A 22,965-nucleotide genomic window follows, 5' to 3' on the forward strand; every position below is an offset into this window, starting at 1 on the left:
GTTCACTGTATGCGGACGCATCCACGTGCGGGACGGGAGGCGCGGTGCGGGCCCGCACCGTTCCTCCAGTCCGTCGGTCGGTCACCACCCACCTGGGAGGATGGTCCCATGACCGACGTCACCACGCTGCCCCCGCTCGTCGCCGCCCTGCCGGCGGCGGTCGACGGTGTCGTCGACCCGGACGCCGTCTACGAGGCGTTCGCGGCCTGGGCCGCCGAGGGCGGGCGGCCGCTCTACCCGGCGCAGGACGAAGCCGTGATCGAGCTCGTGTCCGGCGCCAACGTCGTGCTCTCGACGCCCACCGGCACCGGCAAGTCGCTCGTCGCCGCCGGTGCGCACTTCGCAGCGCTGGCCGAGGGGAAGCGGAGCTACTACACGGCGCCGATCAAGGCGCTCGTCTCGGAGAAGTTCTTCCAGCTCGTCGACCTGTTCGGCGCACAGAACGTCGGCATGGTCACGGGCGACTCCAGCGTGAACGCCGATGCGCCGATCGTGTGCTGCACGGCGGAGATCCTCGCGAACCTCGCGCTCCGGCAGGGGCCCGACGCCGAGGTCGACGTCGTCGTGATGGACGAGTTCCACTACTACGGAGACCCCGATCGCGGGTGGGCGTGGCAGGTGCCGCTGCTCGTGCTCGAGCGGGCGCAGTTCCTGCTCATGTCCGCCACCCTCGGCGACGTGCAGACGATCGCGGACGACCTCTCGCGCCGGACCGGACGACCGACCGCCCGCGTGACCGGGGTCTCACGCCCCGTCCCGCTGTCCTACGAGTACGTGATGACCCCCGTGCAGGAGACCGTCGAGCGCCTGCTCGAGGAGGGCAAGGCGCCGGTCTACATCGTCCACTTCGCCCAAGCGGCCGCACTCGAACGGGCGCAGGCCCTGCTGTCCGCGAAGGTCGCGTCCCGCGAACGTCGCGACCAGATCGCCGAGGCCATCGCCGGGTTCCGCTTCAGCGCCGGGTTCGGGCAGACGCTCTCGAAGCTCATCCGCGCGGGCATCGGCGTCCACCACGCCGGCATGCTGCCGAAGTACCGGCGGCTCGTCGAACAGCTCGCCCAGCGCGGGCTCCTGCCGGTCATCTGCGGCACCGACACCCTGGGCGTCGGCATCAACGTACCGATCCGCTCGGTGCTGCTCACCGGCCTGACGAAGTTCGACGGCACCAGGATGCGGCAGCTGTCCGCGCGCGAGTTCCACCAGATCGCCGGGCGGGCCGGTCGCGCCGGCTACGACACCGAGGGCGACGTCGTGGCCGAGGCACCCGAGCACGACATCGAGAACGCCCGCGCGGTCGCCAAGGCCGGCGACGACCCGAAGAAGAAGAGCAAGATCAAGCGCAAGAAGGCGCCGGACGGCTTCGTGTCGTGGGGGCAGGCGTCGTTCGAGCGGCTCATCGCGGCCGAGCCCGAGCCGATGGTGTCGCGGATGCGGATCACGCACGCGATGGTGCTCTCCGTCGTGGCGCGTGGGGGAGACGCATTCGAGGCCGTGCGGTCGCTCGTCTTCGACAACCACGAACCCCGGTCGCGGCAGCTCGCGATGGCACGGCGAGCCCTGACCATCGCACGGACGCTCATCAACGCGCGGGTGATCGAGAAGGTCGACGGTTCGTACCGGGTCACGGTCGACGTCGCCCCGAACTTCGCGCTCAACCAGCCGCTGTCGCCGTTCGCGCTCGCCGCGTTCGAGCTGCTCGACCCCTCCTCGCCGACCTACGCCCTGGACATGGTGTCCATCGTCGAGTCGACCCTCGACGACCCGCGGGCGATCCTCGCGCAGCAGCAGTTCAAGGAGCGCGGCGAGGCCGTCGCGCGGATGAAGCAGGAGGGCATCGAGTACGACGAGCGGATGGAGCTGCTCGAGGAGGTCACCTGGCCCCGCCCGCTGTCCGACTTGTTGGACGCCGCGTACGAGGCGTACGCGGCCGAGCAGCCCTGGGTCCTCGACTTCGGGCTCTCGCCCAAGGCCGTCGTGCGGGACATGTACGAGCGCGCGATGACCTTCGGGGACTTCGTGCGGTTCTACCAGCTCACCCGCTCCGAGGGACTCGTGCTCCGCTACCTGTCCGACGCGTACCGGACCATGCGGCAGACGATCACCGACGAGCAGCGCACCCCCGAGCTCGACGACCTCATCGAGTGGCTCGGCGAGGTCGTCAAGCAGACCGACTCGTCGCTCGTCGACGAGTGGGAAGCGCTGCTCAACGGCTCGGTGGCGGAAGCTGCGGCCGAACACGAGGAGATCGCGCCGCCGCAGCCCGCGCGGCTCACCGGGAACGTCCGCGCCTTCCGGGTGCTCGTGCGCAACGCGCTGTTCCAGCGGGTGCTGCTCGCCGCGGCGGACGACCCCGACGGGCTCGGGCAACTCGACGCCACCAGCGGGTTCGACCGTTCGGCGTGGGACAACGTGCTCGAGGAGTACTACGAGGAGCACGACGCGATCGGGACCGACGCGGACGCGCGGTCGATGCAGTACCTCGTGTTGTCCGAGGCCCAGACCGGGGTCTCGGGCTCGGCGCGCGTCTGGCGAGCGCGACAGATCTTCGCGGATCCGTCCGGCGACAAGGACTTCGGGTTCTCGGCGACGATCGACCTCAACGCCTCGGACGAAGCCGGGGAGGCCGTGGTCCGGGTCACCGAGATCGGCCGCTTCGACGGGTGGGCCGAGGTGGACGTCGACTGATGGCTGCGGTGCGCTGATGGCGGTGGTGCGCGAGCTCGGGGGCGCTTCGGCCGATCGTGACGTCGCTGCGCTGCAGGACCTGCTCGAGTCGGTGCCGGACTACGCGGCCCGCATCACGGGGTACCCGCCGGGGCGGTCCGACGGGCTCAGCGCGCTGCTGTCGGTGCCGGACGGATTCGATCCGTCGGGCAAGGTCGGCCTCGGGCTGTGGGAAGGCGGTCGACTCGTGGCGTTCGCGGACGTGCTGCTCGGCTACCCGTCGCCGGGCGTCGCGTACATCGGGCTGCTGATCGTGCGCGGCGGGTTCCACGGCCGGGGACTCGGGCGGACGATGCACGAGGCCGTCGTCGATCGTGTGCAGCATCCACCTGTCGAGCGCTTGCGCCTCGGGATCGTGGCGACGAACGCTTCGGTGGCCGAGCCGTTCTGGCGCGCGCTCGGGTACGCGCCGACCGGGGAGGAGAAGCCGTACCGGTACGACCACCTCGAGAGCACCGTCGCGCTCTGGGAACGTCCCCTCTGACGAACGGGTACGTTCGACGCCAGTCCCGGGCCGATCGGCCCGTGGCCAGGAACGAGAGGACCCCCACCGTGCGCATCGGATCGAGCATCGCCCTGATCGTCATCGGCGCCATCGTGGCGTTCGCCCTGAACATCCAGCTCGCGGGCATCGACCTGCGGCTGATCGGCTACATCCTCATGGCAGCGGGTGTCGTCCTGCTGATCATCAGCCTCGCGGTGGCGTTCGGTGGGCGTCGGACGACGACCACCACGCGGAGCGGGGTCGACCCGGCATCGGGTGAGCAGGTCACCCGGCAGGACCGCCGCGACGGGACGTACTGATCGGCGGTTCGGTCAGAACAGGGTCGCCGGCGGGGTCGCCTCGGGCAGGGCGGCCGGTTCGGTGACCTCGACCCCGGGCCAGCCCGGGCCGTGCGGCACCTCGGTGCCCTGCTGGTAGGCGGTCGCCGCACCGCGGGCGCGGACGTCCGCCGCCTCGTTCATCTCGTGCCCGACGTGCCCGCGGACCCACTCGAAGGTGACCGTGCGGCCCTGCAGCTCGGCGTCGAGCTCCTTGATGATCTCGACGTTCAGCACGGGCTTGCCGTCGGCCTTGCGCCAGCCCTTCCGCTTCCACCCCGCGAGCCACTCGGTGCACGCCTTGATGGCGTACTGGCTGTCGCACAGGATGTGCAGCGGTTCCCCGGTGTGCTTCGTGGCGCGGAGCAGCTGGAGGACCGCGGTGAGCTCGCCCTGGTTGTTCGTGGCGTTGGGCCAGCCACCGGCGGCCCAGCGGTCGTCGTCGACGTACCAGGCCCAGCCGGCCGGGCCGGGGTTGCCGAGGGCTGAGCCGTCTGCTGCGGCGACGATCGTCACGGTGGGACCTCCTGCGTGTGGCGAGTGCTGGTCAACCGTAACGGACCGCACCCACCCCGGGCGTCAGCGGTTCGCGGGGGAGATGTTGAGGGTGGCGTCCTCGTTGAGCCACTTGTCACCGCGGAGCTCGAGGTAGGGGTTCATCCACTCGAACTGCTCGGGGGTGACGCCGAAGCGCTTCGACACCGTGGTGAGGTCGTCACCGTGCGACACCTCGTACCAGGTCGGCGTGCCGTCGACGTCCTTCACGTACCCGTACGCACCCGGACGGGCCTTCCCCACGGTCACGCGCAGGTCCGGGTAGGGGTTCGGGATCTTCCACGCCAACGTGCCGACCGCGAGCACGGAACCGACCCACGGACGGTCCGCGTCGCTGCTGCCGTCGTCGGACGCCTCGGGTACGAGGACGGCACTTGCCAGGTAGTCCGGCCGGGCGCCGGCGTCGAGCGTGTACGAGTCGGGCGGTCCGGCAGCGGCGTCCCACTCGGTGAAGCCACGGGCCACCGCGTCGTAGCCGTCCTGGAACCCGGCGACGCGGTGGCGGAACTGGAGCGACATCGGTTGCGGGTTCGTCGTCCGGTAGTCCGAGAGGTGCACCGTGAACACGCCGCCGGCATCGGCCGTGATGCGCACGTGGATCGATGTGTCCCCGGTCTTCGACACGACGTCCGTCTCGGCTGCGACCGTCCCGGCGGGCAGGAGTTGCTCGGGCGTCGGGGAGGCGGAGGGCGTCGGTCGCTCGGTGGCGTCGGGACCCTGCACGGCGAGCCGGGTCGGGGACGGCACCGGGTCGGGTCCGCTGAACACGGAGCAGCCGGTCAGCCCGACGGCAGCGACCGCCGACATCAGCACCGCCGCGGTCGTCCGTCCCCTCGTCATCGCTCGTCGCATGATCCCCCTCGTCCTCGGCAGGCGTCGGACAGTGCCTGGCTCGCCGCGATCGTAGCGTGGGGTCCGGTCCCGTCCGACGCTCGTGACCAGATCGGTACCGACCGTGCGGGATCGAGCGGTCACGCCCGGCAGACCACCGACCGGGGTGCGTCGATCGGACTGCCGGAGACGTCGCTCGGGCAGCGAGGCCTACCTTCGGCCCCATGAGCGACAGCATCCCCGACGTCTCCGGACCCGAGGCGTCCGACGACCGTGCCCGCACCGACGCACTCCGCGAGGCAGCGCACCACGAGAGCGCGGACGGCGTCGGGGAGCGGGAGCAGCGCGCGGCCGACACCTCGTACAGCCCGTCGAGTGAACGGGAGACCGAGGCGTCGCAGACCTCGCAGCGCGACCGGGCCGACCTCGAAGCCGACGGCATCGACCCGTCCAAGATCGTCGCGGCCCCGGGGACGGGCGGCGCGGACGACGCGGGCGACGTCGAGCCCGAGCCCGGCGACCTGCACCTGCCGTGGCAGTCCGAGGAGGACCGCCGGGGCTAGCTCGCCACCCGGTCGAGTTCGCGGACGAGCACTTCGCCGTCGCGGACGTCCCAGAAGGCGAACGGCTGCGGGCCGAAAGCGAACGCGTCGAGACCCGTGTTCGCGTAGAGGCGTGCCGTTCCGGAACCGCCGACGAACGCCTGGAGCCCGGACGGCTGACCGGTGTTCCACTCGACCGAGCAGTGCCGACGGTCCTTGCTCCACGAGATGGTCCGGTCGGTGCGGCCCACCGAGACCTCACGCGAGCCGCGGGGCGTGATGACGAGCGCTCGGCGGGACGTCACGGCGTACACGGTCGTGCGCTTCCGGTGACCCTTCAGCAGGAACCGTCCGAAGACGAAGAACAGGCCGATGAGGACGAAGACGCCCCCGAAGACGAGGAAGAACACCGGTGCTCCGGACGTCGCCGCGGTGGCCTCCCAGTACACGGCGAACCCGCACCACAGCAACGAGAACGGCACGAGGAACACGTCCTGTCTCGCGAACAGCTTCCCCGGATCGCTCGTCCCCGCCCAGTACAGGTGCTCGTCCGGCCGGAGGTGTTCTCGCGCGGTCTGCTGAGGATCGTTCACCACGAAGAACGTACGCGCCTCAGGACACGGAGTCCGGATGCGACCCCGTGCGCTGCCCCGTCTCGAGCGACGCGATCGCCGCCAGCTCGTCGTCGGTCAGGGCGAACCCGTCGACGTCGAGGTTCGACCGGATCCGCGAGGGCGTCACCGACTTCGGCAGCACCACCACCCCCTGCTGCACGTTCCACCGCACGAGGACCTGCGCCACGCTCACCCCGTGGGCGTCCGCGATGGCCGCGAGGACCGGTTCGTCGATGAGTCGCCCGCGTCCGAGTGGGGACCAGGCCTCGGTCACGATCCCGTGCTGTGCGTGGAAGTCCATCAGCTCGCGCTGTGGCAGCCACGGGTGCCGCTCGACCTGGTTCACCGCCGGCACCTCGCCCGTCTCGTCGATGAGCCGCTCGAGGTGCGGCACCTGGAAGTTCGAGACCCCGACGCTCCGCGCACGCCCCGAGGCGCGCAGCTCGACGAGGGCGCGCCAGGTGTCGACGTAGCGGTCGTTCGCCGCGGCCGGCCAGTGGATCAGGTAGAGGTCGACGGCGTCGAGTCCGAGCCGCTCGAGGCTCGCGTCGAACGCCCGCAGGGTCGCGTCGCGCCCCTGGTGGTCGTTCCACACCTTGGTCGTCACGAAGACGTCGTCACGGTCGAGCCCGGAGGCGCGGACCGCCTTCCCGACGCCCGTCTCGTTGCCGTACATCTCGGCCGTGTCGACGTGGCGGTAGCCGGCGTCGAGCGCGAGACCGACGGCCGTCTCGGCCTCGGTGTCGTCGACCTTGTACACGCCGAAGCCGATCGTGGGGATCGATGCGCCGTCGCGGAGGGGGACTGAGGTGACCATGCACCCATCCTGCCGGTCGTGGCGGGGTGCGCCGCGCCTCCAGGGCTCCTCGCTTTCCTTCCCAGAACAGCTGCGATGGAAAGTGGAATCGGGCGTACCAGGTCGGAACGTTCGACCAGGTACGCCCGATTCGAGCAGGTACCCCTCGGTGCGGCGCCCAGCGCCCGCGCGCGTCAGGTGGGGATGTTCACCGGCTCGGTGTCGGGGATGGGGCTCGCGTCGCGACCGCGCAGGTCGGGGAGCCAGCGCCTCGTGGCGAGCGGGAGGACCACGCCCGCCGCAGCCATCACGGCGCCGACCATCATCCCGCCGGTCGCCCCCTGGCTGTCGATGAGGAAGCCGGCGACCGCGGAACCGCCCGCGGCCCCGATGAGCTGGCCGGTGCCCATCCAGCCGTACGCCTCGGCCGTGTCGGAGAACTTCACCGTCGCCGAGACCGAACCGAACATGACCGCGAGGGCCGGAGCGATGCCGGCGCCGGCGATCACCAGGGCGAGGCAGAGCCACCAGAAGTTCGTGCCGCCGACCGCCAGCGCGAGTCCGACGAACACGATCGACATGCGCGCCCACAGGGTGTTGCGCGAGATCGGCAGGTGGCCGAGGGTGAGGCCGCCGATGAGCGACCCGATCGCGAACACGGCCAGGACGATGCCGGCGTTCGGGCTGCCCTCGCCGAAGACGCTCGTGACGCTCGCCTCGACCGCGGCGCACGCTCCGATGAGGAGCAGTCCGGTGAGGGTGGCCACGACGACCGACGGGCGCTTGAGGACGACACCGAACGCACGCTTCGACCGGGGGATGCGGACACGGCCGAGCTCGGGGGAGGCGATGAACCACGCACCGCCGACGACGAGGAACACCATCGCGACGACGATCGCCTGGATCGTGCCGATCTGCGTCGCGACGAACGTCGTGATGACCGGGCCGGCGACCCAGATGAGTTCCTGCGCGCTCGCGTCGAGGGAGAAGAGGGGTGTGAGCTGCGACGAGGTGACCATCTTGGGGTAGATGGTGCGCACCGCCGGCTGCACGGGCGGGACGGCGAGGCCGCCGATGAAGCCGACGACCACGTAGGCCCACAGCGGCATCACGACGAACGCGATCACCGCCATGCTCGCGAGCGCGACGAGGCTGGTCAGGATGAGCACGGGCCGCATGCCCCAGCTGCCCATCCACCGGCTGGTGAGCGGACCCGCGATCGCCTGCCCGATGCTCGTCGTCGCGAGGACGAGACCCGCCGCGCCGTACGAGTCGAAGACGTGCTCGACGTGCAGCAGGTACGCCAGCGACAGCATGCCGAACGGGAAGCGTGCGGTGAGCTGCGCGGCGATGACACGACCCACGCCGGGCGTCTTGAGGAGGGGGCCGTACGTGCTCACGAGACGAGTGTACGGACCGGACGGATCGGGCTGTCACCCGTCCGGGGGAGGTGTGGAGAGCGAACCACCCGCGACACGCCGACACGCTGATTCCACACATGTGGATCGACACTGTCCACGGGTGTGGGGAAGTGTCGGTGGTCGGGCGGAGAATGGCGGAATCACGGGCCTCTCCGAGCTGTTCACACTGTGGAGGAGCTTGTGGAGAACTACACGGCTGTAACACTTCCTCTTGTGGTCGGTGACTCCGCCAGCCACTAGATGTAGTGTGGAGGCATCGCAGCGGCCCCTCCCGGAACCTGCTGCACAGCCCCGCGACACCGGGCACCAGAACCACCACCACAGCATCAGCAGAACCAGGGGAGATCATGGCCGTCACCGTCTACACCAAGCCGTCCTGCGTCCAGTGCACCGCGACGTACCGGGCGCTCGACAACAAGGGCATCCAGTACGAAGTGCACGACGTCTCCACCGACGAAGCCGCGCTCGAGCACGTCAAGAGCCTCGGCTACCTGCAGGCGCCCGTCGTCGTCACGGACGACGACCACTGGTCGGGCTTCCGTCCCGACAAGATCGCGACGCTCAGCGCCGAACTCGCGTAGTTCGACCCACGTCCGCGGGCGGTGACCCGAGCTCGTTCAGGAGGCTCGGATCACCACCGCAGGACACCCACGGTCCGTCTGTCCGCACCTTCTCTCCGGAGGGGCACCATGAGCCGACTGGTCTACTTCTCGAGCGTGTCCGGGTACACCGCACGCTTCGTCGAGAAGCTCGGCCGCGACGCGGACCGGATCCCGCTCTACCCGAACGACCCGTTCCTCCACGTGGACGAGCCGTACGTGCTGGTGCTGCCCACCTACGGCGGCGGCAACGGGCAGGGAGCGGTCCCCAAGCAGGTCATCAAGTTCCTCAACGACGAACGCAACCGCTCGCTCATCCGCGGCGTGATCGTCGGGGGCAACACGAACTTCGGCGAGGCCTACGGCCTCGCGGGGGACGTCATCGCACGGAAGTGCAACGTCCCCGTCCTCTACAGATTCGAACTCTTCGGGACTCCTGACGACGTGTCAGCGGTCAACACAGGATTGGATGCATTTTGGACGCAGCAGTTGCAGACGTCGATCTGACGTCGCCGCAGACGGGGATGGACTACCACTCCCTCAACGCGATGCTCAACCTCTACGACGCGGACGGGAACATCCAGTTCGACAAGGATCGTGAGGCCGCGAAGCAGTTCTTCCTGCAGCACGTCAACCAGAACACCGTCTTCTTCCACAACCTGAAGGAGCGGCTCGACTACCTGGTCGAGAACGAGTACTACGAGCGCGAGACGATCGACATGTACTCGCTGGACTTCATCCAGAAGCTCAACGACCTGGCGTACTCGAAGAAGTTCCGGTTCCAGACGTTCCTCGGCGCGTTCAAGTACTACACGAGCTACACGCTCAAGACGTTCGACGGCAAGCGGTACCTCGAGCGCTTCGAGGACCGCGTCGTGATGACCGCCCTCGGCTTGGCGCAGGGCAACGAGCAGCTCGCGATCGACCTCGTCGAAGAGATCATCGCCGGCCGTTTCCAGCCCGCGACCCCGACGTTCCTCAACACCGCGAAGGCCCAGCGCGGCGAGCTCGTCTCCTGCTTCCTCCTCCGCATCGAGGACAACATGGAGTCGATCTCGCGCGGCATCAACTCCTCGCTGCAGCTCTCGAAGCGCGGCGGCGGCGTGGCCCTGCTCCTCTCCAACATCCGCGAGGCCGGTGCCCCGATCAAGCAGATCGAGAACCAGTCCTCGGGCATCATCCCCGTGATGAAGCTGCTGGAAGACTCCTTCTCCTACGCGAACCAGCTCGGTGCACGTCAGGGTGCCGGTGCCGTCTACCTGTCGGCGCACCACCCCGACATCATGAAGTTCCTCGACACCAAGCGTGAGAACGCCGACGAGAAGATCCGCATCAAGACGCTGTCGCTCGGCGTCGTCGTGCCGGACATCACGTTCGAGCTCGCGAAGAACAACGAGGACATGTACCTCTTCTCGCCGTACGACGTCGAGAAGGTCTACGGCGTCCCGTTTGGCGACGTCCCGATCTCCGAGAAGTACCGCGAGATGGTCGACGACTCGCGCATCAAGAAGACGAAGATCAAGGCGCGCGACTTCTTCACGACCATTGCCGAGATCCAGTTCGAGTCGGGTTACCCGTACATCGTGTTCGAGGACACGGTGAACAAGGCCAACCCGATCAAGGGTCGGATCAACATGTCCAACCTGTGCTCGGAGATCCTGCAGGTCAACACCCCGACCACCTTCAACGAGGACCTGTCCTACAAGGAGATCGGTAAGGACATCTCCTGCAACCTCGGCTCGCTGAACATCGCGCTGACGATGGACTCGCCGGACTTCGGTCGCACCATCGAGACCGCCATCCGCGGCCTCACCTCGGTGTCGCAGATGTCGCACATCGCCTCGGTCCGTTCCGTCGAGGACGGCAACGACAAGTCGCACGCCATCGGCCTCGGCCAGATGAACCTGCACGGCTACCTCGCTCGTGAGCGCGTGCACTACGGCTCCGAAGAGGGCATCGACTTCACGAACATCTACTTCTACACGGTGCTGTTCCACGCCCTTCGTGCGTCGAACAAGATCGCCATCGAGACCGGCGAGACCTTCGACGGCTTCCGCGACTCGAAGTACGCGTCCGGCGAGTTCTTCGACAAGTACACCGACCAGGCGTGGACCCCGGCGACCGCCCGCGTCGCATCGCTGTTCGACAACGCGAACATCACGATCCCGACGCAGGACGACTGGAAGGCGCTGAAGGCGTCCATCCAGGAGCACGGCATCTACAACCAGAACCTGCAGGCCGTCCCGCCGACCGGGTCGATCTCGTACATCAACCACTCGACGTCCTCGATCCACCCGATCGCGTCGAAGATCGAGATCCGCAAGGAAGGCAAGCTCGGTCGCGTCTACTACCCGGCGCCGTTCATGACGAACGACAACCTGGACTACTACCAGGACGCGTACGAGATCGGCCCGGAGAAGATCATCGACACGTACGCCGCGGCGACGCAGCACGTGGACCAGGGCCTGTCCCTGACGCTGTTCTTCAAGGACACCGCCACCACGCGCGACATCAACAAGGCCCAGATCTACGCATGGCGCAAGGGCATCAAGACGATCTACTACATCCGTCTGCGCCAGCTCGCCCTCGAGGGCACCGAGGTCGAGGGCTGCGTCAGCTGCATGCTGTAGAGCCGCTGGCTCTCTTCCTGGAGGCGCGGTGCCAGCCCGCACCGCGCCTCCAGTCCGATATCTAGTCACCATCTCTGTAAGGAAACGTGCGTTGGTCGAGAAGCTGAAGCTCATTGATCGGGTCCAGGCGATCAACTGGAACCGCATCCAGGACGACAAGGACGTCGAGGTCTGGAACCGCCTCGTCAACAACTTCTGGCTGCCCGAGAAGGTGCCGCTGTCGAACGACGTCCAGTCGTGGAACACGCTGACGCCGGCCGAGCAGAAGCTGACCATGCGCGTCTTCACCGGCCTGACCCTGCTGGACACCATCCAGGGCACCGTCGGCGCCGTGTCGCTCATCCCCGACGCGGTCACCCCGCACGAAGAGGCCGTCTACACGAACATCGCGTTCATGGAGTCGGTGCACGCCAAGAGCTACTCGTCGATCTTCTCGACCCTCGCGTCGACGCCCGAGATCGACGAAGCCTTCCGTTGGTCCGAGGAGAACCCGAACCTGCAGAAGAAGGCCCAGATCGTCATGGACTACTACCAGGGCGACCAGCCGCTGAAGCGCAAGGTCGCTTCGACGCTGCTCGAGTCGTTCCTGTTCTACTCCGGGTTCTACCTGCCGATGCACTGGTCGTCGCGGGCGAAGCTGACGAACACCGCCGACCTCATCCGCCTGATCATCCGTGACGAAGCCGTCCACGGGTACTACATCGGGTACAAGTACCAGAAGGGGCTCGAGCAGCTCACGCAGGCCGAGCGGGACGAGCTGAAGGACTACACGTTCTCGCTCCTGTTCGAGCTGTACGAGAACGAGGTGCAGTACACGCAGGATCTCTACGACGAGGTCGGGCTGACGGAGGACGTCAAGAAGTTCCTGCACTACAACGCCAACAAGGCGCTGATGAACCTGGGCTACGAGCCGATGTTCCCGAAGAACATCACGGACGTGAACCCGGCCATCCTCTCGGCGCTGTCGCCGAACGCCGACGAGAACCACGACTTCTTCTCGGGGTCGGGGTCGTCGTACGTGATCGGGAAGGCCGTGAACACCGAGGATGAGGACTGGGACTTCTAGGTTCCGCTCGACCGGGGAACGCCCCGTTGGCTTCGGCTGGCGGGGCGTTCTTCGTTGACGGGCGGAGTCGCTGATGCGGCCGGATATCGGGCGCTCATCGAGATTCGTTCCGGACGAGCTCTGTGAGACGTGAAGGCCGTGGAGCGCGTGCCGCGGGAGGCTGTGCCCAATGGAGGACCGGCTATCGGAACGCGATCGCGGCTGGGAGCGGTAGGGCGACCGGAGGAAGCTGCTCCCAAGACTCGGTAATGGGTCAAGCGGGCCGCGGGGTGGCCCGTGGGCTGCCCCGTCTAAAACCCGATCGGCTGTCACGAGAATCTATACTTCGAGCATGGCTCACCCGGACCCTCTTCAAAACGCTGGCGCAGCGTACGCAATTGACAACTGGACCGATGACGATTGGCGCCAGTTCGGCCGTCAGACCGGCACCTCAGACATCATCACCGGTCACTCGCGTCTGTTGCGTTCCCTGAGCTGGAACGATGAGGACTACCCCGATCACGCACTCACAGTGATGGGCCAGGTGCTCTCCGAAGCTGTGGAGGAAGACTCCGGCGAAGCTGGTCGCATGGAACTCCTTGCCGGACTGATGCCGGACCTTCCGGCCTGGATCGAAGAGAACGCCCCTGCGCGAACCAAGCGACTGCTCAGTGACTACCTTGCCGCCCGCGACACGTCAGAGGTTCCGATCGCATGGCGCGGTGCTTCGTCAGACGAAGCCGCGCCTGAAGAGCCGACCGCGTTCAACTGGGGGCAAGCAGCAGCTGATTTCGTCACCGCCGTTCCTCAGGTCAACGCGGACCTCGACGACGGCGAGGACGAACAGTTTGATGAGGCCCGAGGTCAAGGAGACTGGCCGCCGTCCTCCCGCCCTGGCGCGACCAAACAAGGTCCGATGATCTTCATTGTCCACGGGCACGACGAAGCTGCACGCGACTCGATTCGGATCTTCACACAGAAGGTGACCGGCACACTGCCCATCTCTCTAGCGGAGGAGGCCGGTAAAGGTCAAACCATCATCGAGAAGTTCGAGAGCTACGGAACGGTAACGTCCTATGTCATCGTATTACTCACCCCGGACGACGTCGGACAGAAGCTCGCTGACTACCAAGCCGACAAAGATCCTGACCCGCGTGCTCGGCAGAACGTCATCCTTGAGCTCGGCTACTTTATTGGCAAGATCGGCCGCAGGAACATCATCGTGGTGGACGCCGGGGTCGAGAATCCGTCCGATCTTGCTGGCATTGGCTACGTCCAGTATCCCGAAAACAACTGGAAGGAATCGCTGCGTACTGAACTCATGTCACTGTCTCAGGAGTAGCGGAGGTCAGCTCAGTGGCACCAATGTTGCCGTCACACCGGGCTCGGCGTATGGCCGGAGCGTTTCGGACACGATCGTAGTCTGAAACCCTCGCGCGACGCGCCATGCCGCCTGATCCTCGAAGGCGTGCCAGGCCGGATCACTCGGCCCCGCCGTATACAGCGCCGACGACCTCTCCTCGTCCATAACGGAGAGGTCTGCGACGTCCCGTGGAGTCATAGCGCGCCAGCGGAGGAGGCTCTTAGTGATCGTGAGCGGGGCCTCGTGTTGGTGGAGGTAATGGGTGCGCCTGAGCGGGGCTGCCGCGGAAACTTTCTAACGAGTGAGCACGCGACTCCCTCGGGTTTGTCGGTGCGAACCCTTAGGCTGGGCGCGTGAAGCTCAGCGAGGCGCGCGTACGCATGTTCCGAAACGTGATCGACAGCGGGATGATTCGCTTCCAAGACGACGTAACAGCCCTCGTCGGGAAGAATGAGTCCGGCAAAACGGCACTGCTCATGGCGCTGCACCGATTAAACCCCGCGAACGGCGACCCTGAGTTCGCTGAACAGCAGGACTACCCGCGTTGGCGGCTAACGAGGGACCGCAAGAACAAAGAGGTTGAGGACGCTCGTCCGATCGAGGCCACCTTCACTCTGGACGAGGACGACCTCGCGGCGGTCGAGAGCAAGTTCGGAGAGGGCATCCTCCCGCTGAAACAATTCACCGTCTACAAAACCTACGGCGGTACGCGGATGCGTTTGCTGACAGTCGACGAGAAGGCCGCCCTTGAGCACATGTACTACGTCCTGTCATCCTCCGAAGAGCTGAAGGAACGCCTCGGGTCTTCGGACCTTGTGGATGCTCGTAGTCGCGCATTGTCACTCATCGCCGATCTTGAAGGCTCTGAGGACGACGCTGCTTCAGCGCTGACTGCTTCTGCAAAAGAGTTTGTTAACGAGGTAAACGGCCTCATTCCGAAAGGCCATATTCTTCGCGGACAAGTGGCTGACTTCCTCGACGAGCGCCTGCCCAAATTCTTCTACTTCAGCGATTACGAGACTCTGCCGTCTCGCATCGACCTGCAAGCCATCGCAACCGGCGAGGAGACACCAGGGGCATCGGCTAACCAGACTGCTCGGGCCCTGCTTCGACTTGCCGGCGCAGACACTGCCAATGTTCAGGCCGAGGACTTCGACGCCCGCAAGAGCGAGTTGGAGGCCGCTAGCAATGAGCTGACCCAACAAGTTTTCGAGTACTGGACCCAGAACCCCAACCTCTCTGTTGAGATCGACGCGGACAAGCAGGTGGTCGGGAACGGGTATAACTCATCAACGGTTCTGCGATACCTCGAGGTTCGGGTAAAGGACAGTCGTCACGGATTCACGGGAAGCTTCGGACAGCGTTCGAAGGGGTTCCAGTGGTTCTTCTCGTTTTTCGCCGCGTTCTCTGAATTTGAGGACCTTGGCAATGAGGTCGTGGTGCTCCTGGACGAGCCTGCAATGTCCCTGCATGGGAAGGCTCAAGCGGACTTTCTGCGGTTTATCAACGAGAGACTCGGCGCGCGGTCACAGGTCGTCTACACCACTCACTCCCCTTTCATGGTCGAGCCGAACCGCGTTGAACGAGTCCGCATCGTGGAGGACCGAGGGCCGAAGACCGGTTCCGTCGTGACAGAGGACGTGCAGTCTGTCGGTGAAGATGCAACCTTCCCGCTCCAAGCAGCTCTCGGCTATGACATCGCGCAGAATCTCCTCATCGGACCGGATAACCTCCTCCTCGAAGGAGGTAGCGATGACACGTACCTCCGCATCATGTCCGACCACCTTCGATCCCTTGGTCGCGAAGGTCTCGATCCTCGCTGGCGCATCGTGAGCACGCACGGCGCGACGAACATGCCCGCGTTCGTCTCGTTGTTCGCAGAACTCGACGTTACCCTCCTCATCGATGGCACATCGAAGTCGACAGGCAAGCTCGATACCCTCGTCCGTGCCAAGGCGTTGCCGCAGAGGAGAGTAATCAGTACGAACCAGTTCGCCTCGATGGAACCCAGCGACATCGAGGATCTCTTTACTCCTGCTGAGTACCTGAAGCTCTACAACCCTGCATTCGGGTCCGCTCTGAAGGTGAGCGACCTCAACGGCAAAGACCGCATCATTGCCCGTGTCGGGCGTGCCATTGGGGCACAGTTCAAGGAGCACGGTAAGCCCGCCGAATACTTGATGCGCTCGAACGACCGCGCTAAGTTCCTCAGGTCTCTGAGTGAGGGCACAGTCGATCGCTGGGCGAATCTTTTCAAGTCAATCAACGCGACTCTGTCCTCGTAGAGGCGTCGAAAGAGATATGCAGCCCCGCAAGTGTCCACTGCCGTCCTCTCGCGTGCCCCTTACAAAGAGCAGCTAGCCGCCGCTGTTCCGCTAGAGGATCGGTTTTCGGACAGGGAACGGGTGCTCCTGTCGCCTCCTGCGCCGCCACGGTCAGGACTCGTAGGCTTCGAACTCCCAGTACCCCAACCGGCTGAGCCTTTCTCCGACCTCGTTCCATTCCCGCCCCTCGACCTCCGTGAAGAGCCACTTAATGAAGACTCGGATCTGATAGGGGTCCCACTTGTCCACGACTGCCATGTGGCGCTCGTGAAGCGGACCTCACCGGTTCAGCTCCCTCGTCATTGAGGCGGGGCTGCGCACCCGAAGCCCGCCTGAAGGGGCAGCCATGACGGTGAGCCAGATGTCGACGTCGTTTGGATCCTCGAGCACAACGTCCTCGAGGTCATCGCCGTCGTTCGTCGAGATGAACCGCACCCGAGCCTTCATGGTGTCATCCTCGCGCTCGCCACGAAAGTCGACACGTGCTGCGATAGCCGATCCCTATACGGAACAGCATCCTCAGTTCCTGGACCGCACGCCCGAGGCGCCGCAATATCCGAAAGAATCGGCTGAGCTGTCGACGGTGGGGTGGCTCATTCATTGCTTGCGTCCAAGTCACCCGTGGCGTCCTCCGCCTCGGCTAGATGCCACTCGGCACGGGCGACGAGTTCGTCGAAGGTGATTACTTCGGGCTCAAGGAGATTGCGCCGGAACAGTTCGAAGCTTCTCACCCGGTCCGGAAGCGGCCCTCCCGTAGCTCCGGTCAACTCGGCCTGAGAGCCGAGGACGACGAACGAGCGAGGTCGAAGTATGAACGCACCAGAACTGAGCAGTTCTCCTTCGGCCGATGTGTCTTGCATAAAGTCGCCGAGATCTCGAGCAGCGAGGTGAGTCGTCTGCTGCACCTGTACGACCGCTCCCGCCAGCTCTCTGGAGGGCGCGAAGCACCCGGAGCGGTACTCCTCGGCAAGAAGCGCTGTGCGGTGATGCTTGATTTCCGCGAAAACCAGGCTGCGCACGATCCCCGCGGACGCTAGCAGCGCATCGACGCGCTTCCCCACGCCCTTGATACTTCTGCCGACAACCGTCTGTTCCAGTTTTCCTTCGTCCCACGACGTGAGGAGTTGACCGCCGAGCCCTATCCCGAGGACCCAAGGATTCTCTTCTAGGAGCCGTTGCCAAGCCCGCTCAGGGCCGCCAGCGTCTTCCGACGCCGCGTCGAACTGTTCCGGGACGTCAAGCCAGGTGCGCATCTGCGTAACGACGCTTCGGCGGCGCTGTAGCGCTACGACGTCCTCCGCGGTCGCGTCGGACTCGATGAGAGATCGAAACCGATCTGGATTGTCAGCGTAGACACGAGCGATAGCGCCGGGGTCTGAGAATACGTCACGAAGCAATTGGTCGTCCACGTACACAGACTGATCGCCCTCGATCGGTATCGCGTCGATGGCGCGAAGCGCTTCTAGCAGCGCCATCGACTGGTCTCGGTCAAGCTCGAGCACATTTTCCAACCGCGTCAGGTCGCCGGAGGTGGGCACGCGTTGGATCCGAATTCTTCGTACAGCGCCGGATTCTCTGGCGACGTGGAGCTGAATTTGCTTACGTCTCCCGGGCGTGGTGCTGATGACCTGCATGGTCCAATCCCAACCGGCGCCGTCATCAGACTGCACCTCATCGATGACCCGGTGCACGTAGCGCGACGGGTGACCCGCGTCACGCCCAAACTGGGTGATGAAACTTCGCGAGACATACGTGCGAGTTGGCAGTCTCCCCTCGGCGTACGTGACCTCGTTGGGTAGAGGCGCGTCATCCCAGTTGATCCTCGGCACACTCATTCCTACCGCAAGGCGAGCGTGCGGCGCATCCCACTACGAAGACTTAAGACGCAGACGACGGTGGCGAGCTTGGTACGACTTCCATGTCGCTCGGGGGGGGTGCAGAATCGATCGGTTGTGCACCATCGGTCGGCCCGTCAACTAGGTGCCGGAACTGGCGGTGAAGCCGGCGCCGAGCGACGCATCGTCCGAGAGCGGAGCGTCATCTGTGACCAGAGCCGTCAAGGACCTCACCCAGCCTGTTCCGAGCGCGGGCGTTCGCTGGTCGACCGCGTAGCGGATCGGATGATTGTGCAACCTCGCTCCCTGGCGCTGGCTAAGTTCGTCTCATGAAGAGGTTGAGGTTCTGGCGACCGGCGAGCGTTGCGACGGCCTCCCTTGTGCTGGGTTTGTTTTGCGTGCTGGCGCCGGTACGGACTGTGACTACGACGCACGGGTTCCCGACCTGGATCATCGGCATCGTCCTTCTGGTCGGCGGCGTGGGCCTGTGGGCCGACGCGCTGATTGGCCGATCACGAGATCGCGATTGAGTCGCTCGATTGCCTACGTCACGGTTCGGTGCTCAGGGTCTGTCAGCTTCCGAGTTTGGCGTCGCTTTCGTGGGTCGGATGTCGATGGTCTGTTGAGGCGCCGACCTACGCTCGACTCAAGACTTCCTAGGGCACAGCGGCGGGACTCGCCGAGGAGTGCTGCGAGAAAGCGAATGTCCTCGCTGTGGCACCATTACGCTGGCGGTGTCGAGCCTGCTCCCTCGGTGTCATCCGCGCCCGCAGGCCCTGTCCCGGCCTGATCGAGGTTCTCGTTCGGGTCGCCCATGTCCCCGGTCGCCGCGCCGGCTGCGGACAACCCGAAGTGCTTGTGGACTGCGTTCGCCTCGGCGAGGGACAGGGTGTGTTCGGGTCCGAGGGAGGGTGCGGCCTGGATCGCGTCCTTCGTGTACCCGACGTGCAGATCCGTGCCGTCGAGGGTGGCGTCCTCGACCGGGACGAGCGTTTGGTGCCTCCCGAGCAGTCCCGTCGCGACGCTGACGTAGGCAGCACTGCCGTCCTCGTCGGAGGGGAACACCTGCGTCACCTTGCCGACCGTCGCGCCGTCGCGATCACGAACCGTCGCGCTTTCCACCTGATGGATGAGGCCCTTTGAGATCATGGGTGTAGTCAACGCCGTCCGCCTGACGCTTCGCGGCGACGCAATCAGGCGTGTGCCACGCTGCACGAGGTGCGCATGAAGATCACCTCTGTCGCTTACGAGCACGTGGAGTAGCCAAACTTGGTCATCACGAAGACGAACGGATCCGTCAGCACCGTTCTGAACGACACGTTCCGCCCGATGGGCGCCCAGACCTGGCGTGCAGGCCCGCCGGCAGTCATCGACCAGCACGGCGACTCCTACCTGCAAGCTGGCGGTACGGCCGAGAAGATGAGCGTCGAGCTCCGTCGCCGCGAAAACGACGGTGGGTACCGCCACGACCTCGCCGGGACCATCGACGTGCAGGCCGCGCACGAACCGCGGCACCCAGTAGAGCTCCTCACAGCCGACCATGCAGCCGGTGTTCGTGCACTACGTCGAGCCCCCGACCGTTCCCGAGGGCCACACGCTCCGCGTCAGCGCCGACATGTGAGGCCGGGCGCCGCCGTCGCGTTGACGCATGGCGCCCACCTTCCTCGGGGAGCGAGGTCGTCATCAGCGATCGGGGAAGGATCGGCGGACGGCACGGTGCGCCACCGGGATCGACAGGAGTGCGCCGCCGACGAGCACTCCTGCGGCCACGAGGACGGAGACCGGACTGCGGAGCGGGGCAAGACCCATGCTGATCAGGCACCAGGTCACGGTGATCGTTCCGCTGATGATGGTTGGACGCAGCGCTGCTCGATGAGCGATGCGCCATGCCGCGTCGCTGGACATCGTGATCCGCGTGCGGACGCCGGCGAGATCGTTCCGAGCCAGCGATCCGCTCGCTGCTCTTCAAGTCAGACAGGTGACGAGAACCGAAGCACCGACCTCGAGAGACAGCGCGAACACCATTGCTCCATCCATAGGTGCGAAGCTAGTCTTTTGACATCTCAACGGCAACGTTTCAGTTGCCAACCGGTGTTGTCACGAGGATGGGGAGTCTGCGAGATGTTCGACCTGACCACGGCCGGGAGCGTGAATCCGCTTCTGCCGACAGCGCTGGACGGCGCGACGATGAGCATCGCCATCGTCGGATTGGTGCTTGCCCTCGCAGCTCTCGCGTCGCTGCTCGCAGCCTCGTCACCGACAGGGTGGCCCGTGCTCGCCTGGGCCCTCGTTGTCCTGTTCGTGCCCTTCGTCGGGCCGGTCTCGTGGTTCGCTGCAAGGCGCCGCGAACGGCTGCTGAGATTCCGAGACCTCGACCACACATCAGGGGAAGGACCTCATGCGGACCCCACATGAGGCCCCCGGGCTCTGGCGCGCGAGTCTTCGCGTGGCGGACGGCTGGAGAACCGTGCGCGAGCCCCGCGGGCCGTACGCCACCGCTTCGATGCTCGAGTGGGGGAGCATCGCGAAGGGACTCGTTGGGACGACCGCGTGGCTCACACTCGAGGTCGACCGACCGGTCGCGTACTACCTGCCAGGGGTGGCCGACGACGAGATGACCGTGGCTGACCTCGTCCGCCACACCTCGGGGCTGCCGCGACTTCCGGTGACGATGCGTGACAGCCTCTTCGGCGACCCGTACCGAAAGGCCGTCGGCGTGCCTCTGGATCTCGATACAGCAGTGCCGGTCACGCCACGAGGCCACTTCGTGTACTCGAACCTCGGCTACGCACTCCTCGGTGCCGTGCTCGACGAGGTGCACGGCGACTGGTTCGCCGCCGTGCACCATCACGTCCTCGGGCCGGCGGGGATCAGCTCTGCCACGCTCGTGCCTGCTCGGGCAGAACGAGTGGTGCCGAAGCTCTTCGGTCGTGTGATCAGGCCGTGGGCGCTCGGGGAGTCGTCGTTCGCGGCCGCAGGCGGCGTCTGGTCCACGTTCGAGGACCTCTGTCGCTATGCCGAATGGGCGCTTGAGCCTGGCGCTCCGCCCTCCCGCACGGTGAGCTGGCAGCGGCAAGGGGCATCGACCTGGATCAACGGCGAGGTGCGAGCGGCCGGAGCGGTCGTCGCCAACGCCGCAGGAATCACCGCGGTGGTCCACGCGCTCGCGAAGGCTCCGCATGCGGCCGATGCGATCGCGACAGCGCTCATCGAGCGGAAGGTGCGGAAGACATCCAACGGCTGATGATCGCACGGAAGTCCAGCGCCGCTGGCCGACGCAAGCGCGAGGGGCTCTCCGCAGCCATCGCTGCTTCGTGCCCTGTCGTCGTCGAGGTTGCGCTCACCAGCGCCTGGTGGGATCGGTTACCCGAACGGAGCGCGACGTCGTTCGGTCCGGACGGGAGCCCGACCGGGTACGGGAAACCGTTGGGGACAGCGATCCTGCTCGCGGCGTTACAGGGACTGTTCCTCGTGGCGGCTGTCGGCTCCGCCTTTGCTCGAGACCGTCGCAGAGGTCGCATCTCGTGTGCGGTCACCGCAGGGTTCGTCGCGGTTCTCGCGATGAGCTGGCTGCTCATCGTGGGATTGGCGTCTTCGACGTTGAGTCCTCCTGCTTGGTGGCTTCTCGCGGCGGCGCCCGCGTGGGCCGTTGTTCCGTTCTGGCTGCTCCCCCCGCGAGGGACTGAAAGTGGATCGCTGAGGCAGTGACCGGGGTCGAGGGGCAGGAGAAGGCGAGGGCGGTACCAACGCAACTTGTCAGCCGGACGACAGCCGCGCCTCCAGGCCGCCGCGGTGTCTCGCAGTGGTCAGCGCGCCGCCGGCACCGCCGCGCCGACGAGCTCCGCCCGCACGATGTCCGCCCCAGCGGACAGCGCACTGAGCTTCCCGAGCGCCGCCCCCCGCGCCAGCGGCGCCATCCCGCAGTTCGAGCTGGGAATGAGCTTGTCCGCATCCACGAACTCGAGCGCCCGCCGCAGCACCTCCGCGACCTCGTCCGGCGTCTCGACGACCTCGGTCGCGACGTCGATCGCCCCGAGCATGACCTTCTTCCCCCGGATGAGCTCGACGAGGTCGAGCGGCACGTGGGAGTGGATGCACTCGAGGGAGACGATGTCGATCGACGACTGCTGCAGCAGCGGGAACGACTGCTCGTACTGCCGCCACTCGGCCCCGAGCGTCTCCTTCCACTTGTTGTTCGCCTCGATGCCGTACCCGTAACAGATGTGCACGGCGGTCTCGGCGCGGAGCCCCTCGGTAGCGCGTTCGAGCGCGGCGACGCCCCAGTCCTGCACCTCGTCGTGGAAGACCGTGAAGGCGGGCTCGTCGAACTGGATGATGTCGACGCCGGCGGCCTCGAGCTCCCGAGCCTCCTGGTTGAGGATCGTGGCGAACTCCCACGCCAGCTTCTCGCGCGACTTGTAGTGCTGGTCGGAGAGCGTGTCGATCATGGTCATCGGGCCGGGCAGCGCCCACTTGATCGGCCGGTCGGTCTGCGCTCTGAGGAACGCAGCGTCCTCGACGAACACCGGGGCGGGGCGGCTCACGGCGCCGACGACCGTGGGCACGGCGGCGTCGTAGCGGTCGCGGATGCGGACGGTCTCCTTGCGCTGCTGGTCGATGCCGTCGAGGTGCTCGATGAACGTCGTGACGAAGTGCTGTCGGGTCTGCTCGCCGTCGCTGACGATGTCGATCCCGCGGTGCTCCTGCTCGTGCACGGCGGAGCGGAGCGCGTCCTGCTTACCCTCGGCGAGGGCGGCACCTTCGAGCAGCCAGGGGGACCAGAGTCGTTCGGGCTCGGCGAGCCAGGAGGGCTTCGGCAAGCTGCCGACGATCGAGGTGGGGAGGAGGGAACTCATGGAAGTGG

General features: G+C 66.1%; 22 protein-coding genes and 1 pseudogene. 12 read left to right on the plus strand and 11 right to left on the minus strand.

Annotated features, from left to right (window positions below; all coding sequences use genetic code 11):
* Nucleotides 1–108 precede the first annotated feature (108 nt).
* The 3 genes from Q7F20_RS00640 to Q7F20_RS00650 all read left to right on the plus strand — a co-directional run bounded on the left by Q7F20_RS00640 (nt 109) and on the right by Q7F20_RS00650 (nt 3,528).
* Nucleotides 109–2,685 (plus strand): RNA helicase, encoded by a 2,577-nt coding sequence (locus tag Q7F20_RS00640; protein WP_305738186.1) that lies wholly within the window; start codon nt 109–111, stop codon nt 2,683–2,685.
* A 16-nt stretch (nt 2,686–2,701) separates the two neighbouring features.
* A complete protein-coding gene (locus tag Q7F20_RS00645) occupies nt 2,702–3,208 on the plus strand; it encodes a GNAT family N-acetyltransferase (RefSeq protein ID WP_305738187.1) in 507 nt (168 codons plus the stop codon).
* Nucleotides 3,209–3,276: 68 nt separating this feature from the next.
* Nucleotides 3,277–3,528, plus strand: coding sequence for a DUF6458 family protein (locus tag Q7F20_RS00650; RefSeq protein WP_213147435.1), 252 nt, complete (start codon nt 3,277–3,279; stop codon nt 3,526–3,528).
* Nucleotides 3,529–3,540: 12 nt separating this feature from the next.
* Here Q7F20_RS00650 and Q7F20_RS00655 read toward each other — a convergent pair whose 3' ends face one another.
* Entirely contained in the window at nt 3,541–4,062 is a 522-nt protein-coding gene (locus Q7F20_RS00655) for a ribonuclease H (protein ID WP_370871592.1), read from the minus strand.
* 63 nt (nt 4,063–4,125) lie between these two features.
* On the minus strand, nt 4,126–4,953 hold the full coding sequence (locus Q7F20_RS00660; protein ID WP_305738188.1) for a LysM domain-containing protein: 828 nt from the start codon (nt 4,951–4,953) through the stop codon (nt 4,126–4,128).
* Between the two features lie 203 nt (nt 4,954–5,156).
* Here Q7F20_RS00660 and Q7F20_RS00665 point away from each other — a divergent pair, with 203 nt between their 5' ends.
* Complete coding sequence (locus Q7F20_RS00665) at nt 5,157–5,495, plus strand: hypothetical protein (protein ID WP_305738189.1); 339 nt, start codon at nt 5,157–5,159, stop codon at nt 5,493–5,495.
* On the opposite strand, the gene Q7F20_RS00670 is transcribed toward Q7F20_RS00665, so the two are convergent.
* The 3 genes from Q7F20_RS00670 to Q7F20_RS00680 all read right to left on the minus strand — a co-directional run bounded on the left by Q7F20_RS00670 (nt 5,492) and on the right by Q7F20_RS00680 (nt 8,284).
* Nucleotides 5,492–6,067, minus strand: a complete 576-nt coding sequence (locus Q7F20_RS00670) for a hypothetical protein (protein ID WP_305738190.1) — start codon at nt 6,065–6,067, stop codon at nt 5,492–5,494. The genes Q7F20_RS00665 and Q7F20_RS00670 overlap by 4 nt on opposite strands.
* Before the next feature lie 19 nt (nt 6,068–6,086).
* The gene (locus tag Q7F20_RS00675; protein ID WP_305738191.1) at nt 6,087–6,905 is read right to left on the minus strand and encodes an aldo/keto reductase; all 819 of its coding nucleotides are present in this window, start codon (nt 6,903–6,905) and stop codon (nt 6,087–6,089) included.
* Nucleotides 6,906–7,078: 173 nt separating this feature from the next.
* The gene (locus Q7F20_RS00680) at nt 7,079–8,284 is read right to left on the minus strand and encodes an MFS transporter (RefSeq protein WP_305738192.1); all 1,206 of its coding nucleotides are present in this window, start codon (nt 8,282–8,284) and stop codon (nt 7,079–7,081) included.
* A 368-nt stretch (nt 8,285–8,652) separates the two neighbouring features.
* On the opposite strand from Q7F20_RS00680, the gene nrdH reads away from it, so the two are divergent.
* The 6 genes from nrdH to Q7F20_RS00710 all read left to right on the plus strand — a co-directional run bounded on the left by nrdH (nt 8,653) and on the right by Q7F20_RS00710 (nt 16,227).
* Nucleotides 8,653–8,886, plus strand: a complete 234-nt coding sequence (gene nrdH / locus Q7F20_RS00685; protein ID WP_022904483.1) for a glutaredoxin-like protein NrdH — start codon at nt 8,653–8,655, stop codon at nt 8,884–8,886.
* Between the two features lie 108 nt (nt 8,887–8,994).
* Complete coding sequence (gene nrdI / locus Q7F20_RS00690) at nt 8,995–9,411, plus strand: class Ib ribonucleoside-diphosphate reductase assembly flavoprotein NrdI (protein WP_022906556.1); 417 nt, start codon at nt 8,995–8,997, stop codon at nt 9,409–9,411.
* 17 nt (nt 9,412–9,428) lie between these two features.
* Nucleotides 9,429–11,534, plus strand: a complete 2,106-nt coding sequence (nrdE, locus tag Q7F20_RS00695) for a class 1b ribonucleoside-diphosphate reductase subunit alpha (RefSeq protein ID WP_305738193.1) — start codon at nt 9,429–9,431, stop codon at nt 11,532–11,534.
* 91 nt (nt 11,535–11,625) lie between these two features.
* Nucleotides 11,626–12,600, plus strand: coding sequence for a class 1b ribonucleoside-diphosphate reductase subunit beta (nrdF, locus tag Q7F20_RS00700; protein WP_305738194.1), 975 nt, complete (start codon nt 11,626–11,628; stop codon nt 12,598–12,600).
* Nucleotides 12,601–12,931: 331 nt separating this feature from the next.
* Nucleotides 12,932–13,921, plus strand: a complete 990-nt coding sequence (locus Q7F20_RS00705) for a TIR domain-containing protein (RefSeq protein ID WP_305738195.1) — start codon at nt 12,932–12,934, stop codon at nt 13,919–13,921.
* Nucleotides 13,922–14,295: 374 nt separating this feature from the next.
* Nucleotides 14,296–16,227, plus strand: coding sequence for an AAA family ATPase (locus tag Q7F20_RS00710; protein WP_305738196.1), 1,932 nt, complete (start codon nt 14,296–14,298; stop codon nt 16,225–16,227).
* 150 nt (nt 16,228–16,377) lie between these two features.
* On the opposite strand, the pseudogene Q7F20_RS00715 reads toward Q7F20_RS00710, so the two are convergent.
* From Q7F20_RS00715 to Q7F20_RS00735, 5 genes and pseudogenes are all read right to left on the minus strand, one after another.
* Nucleotides 16,378–16,530: pseudogene (locus tag Q7F20_RS00715) on the minus strand (Imm8 family immunity protein); the annotation flags it as partial.
* A gap of 15 nt (nt 16,531–16,545) precedes the next feature.
* Nucleotides 16,546–16,713 (minus strand): hypothetical protein, encoded by a 168-nt coding sequence (locus Q7F20_RS00720; protein ID WP_305738197.1) that lies wholly within the window; start codon nt 16,711–16,713, stop codon nt 16,546–16,548.
* Nucleotides 16,714–16,859: 146 nt separating this feature from the next.
* Nucleotides 16,860–17,900 (minus strand): Shedu immune nuclease family protein, encoded by a 1,041-nt coding sequence (locus Q7F20_RS00725; RefSeq protein WP_305738198.1) that lies wholly within the window; start codon nt 17,898–17,900, stop codon nt 16,860–16,862.
* 924 nt (nt 17,901–18,824) lie between these two features.
* Complete coding sequence (locus Q7F20_RS00730) at nt 18,825–19,643, minus strand: hypothetical protein (protein WP_305738199.1); 819 nt, start codon at nt 19,641–19,643, stop codon at nt 18,825–18,827.
* A gap of 141 nt (nt 19,644–19,784) precedes the next feature.
* Nucleotides 19,785–20,048 carry an SdpI family protein gene (locus tag Q7F20_RS00735; RefSeq protein WP_305738259.1) on the minus strand — a complete coding sequence of 88 codons (264 nt, stop codon included), beginning with the start codon at nt 20,046–20,048 and terminating at the stop codon, nt 19,785–19,787.
* Nucleotides 20,049–20,222: 174 nt separating this feature from the next.
* Between Q7F20_RS00735 and Q7F20_RS00740 the strand changes: the two genes are divergently transcribed.
* Both Q7F20_RS00740 and Q7F20_RS00745 read left to right on the plus strand, forming a co-directional pair.
* On the plus strand, nt 20,223–20,516 hold the full coding sequence (locus Q7F20_RS00740; RefSeq protein ID WP_305738200.1) for a PLDc N-terminal domain-containing protein: 294 nt from the start codon (nt 20,223–20,225) through the stop codon (nt 20,514–20,516).
* Nucleotides 20,500–21,345: a serine hydrolase gene (locus Q7F20_RS00745; RefSeq protein WP_305738201.1), complete on the plus strand. Its 846-nt coding sequence runs from the start codon at nt 20,500–20,502 to the stop codon at nt 21,343–21,345. Before Q7F20_RS00740 ends, Q7F20_RS00745 begins: the two co-directional genes overlap by 17 nt.
* Before the next feature lie 562 nt (nt 21,346–21,907).
* Here the strand turns inward: Q7F20_RS00745 and Q7F20_RS00750 are convergent.
* The gene (locus tag Q7F20_RS00750; RefSeq protein WP_305738202.1) at nt 21,908–22,957 is read right to left on the minus strand and encodes a methionine synthase; all 1,050 of its coding nucleotides are present in this window, start codon (nt 22,955–22,957) and stop codon (nt 21,908–21,910) included.
* Nucleotides 22,958–22,965 lie beyond the last annotated feature (8 nt).

The sequence above is a fragment of the Curtobacterium sp. A7_M15 genome (assembly GCF_030705415.1).
GTDB lineage: Bacteria > Actinomycetota > Actinomycetes > Actinomycetales > Microbacteriaceae > Curtobacterium.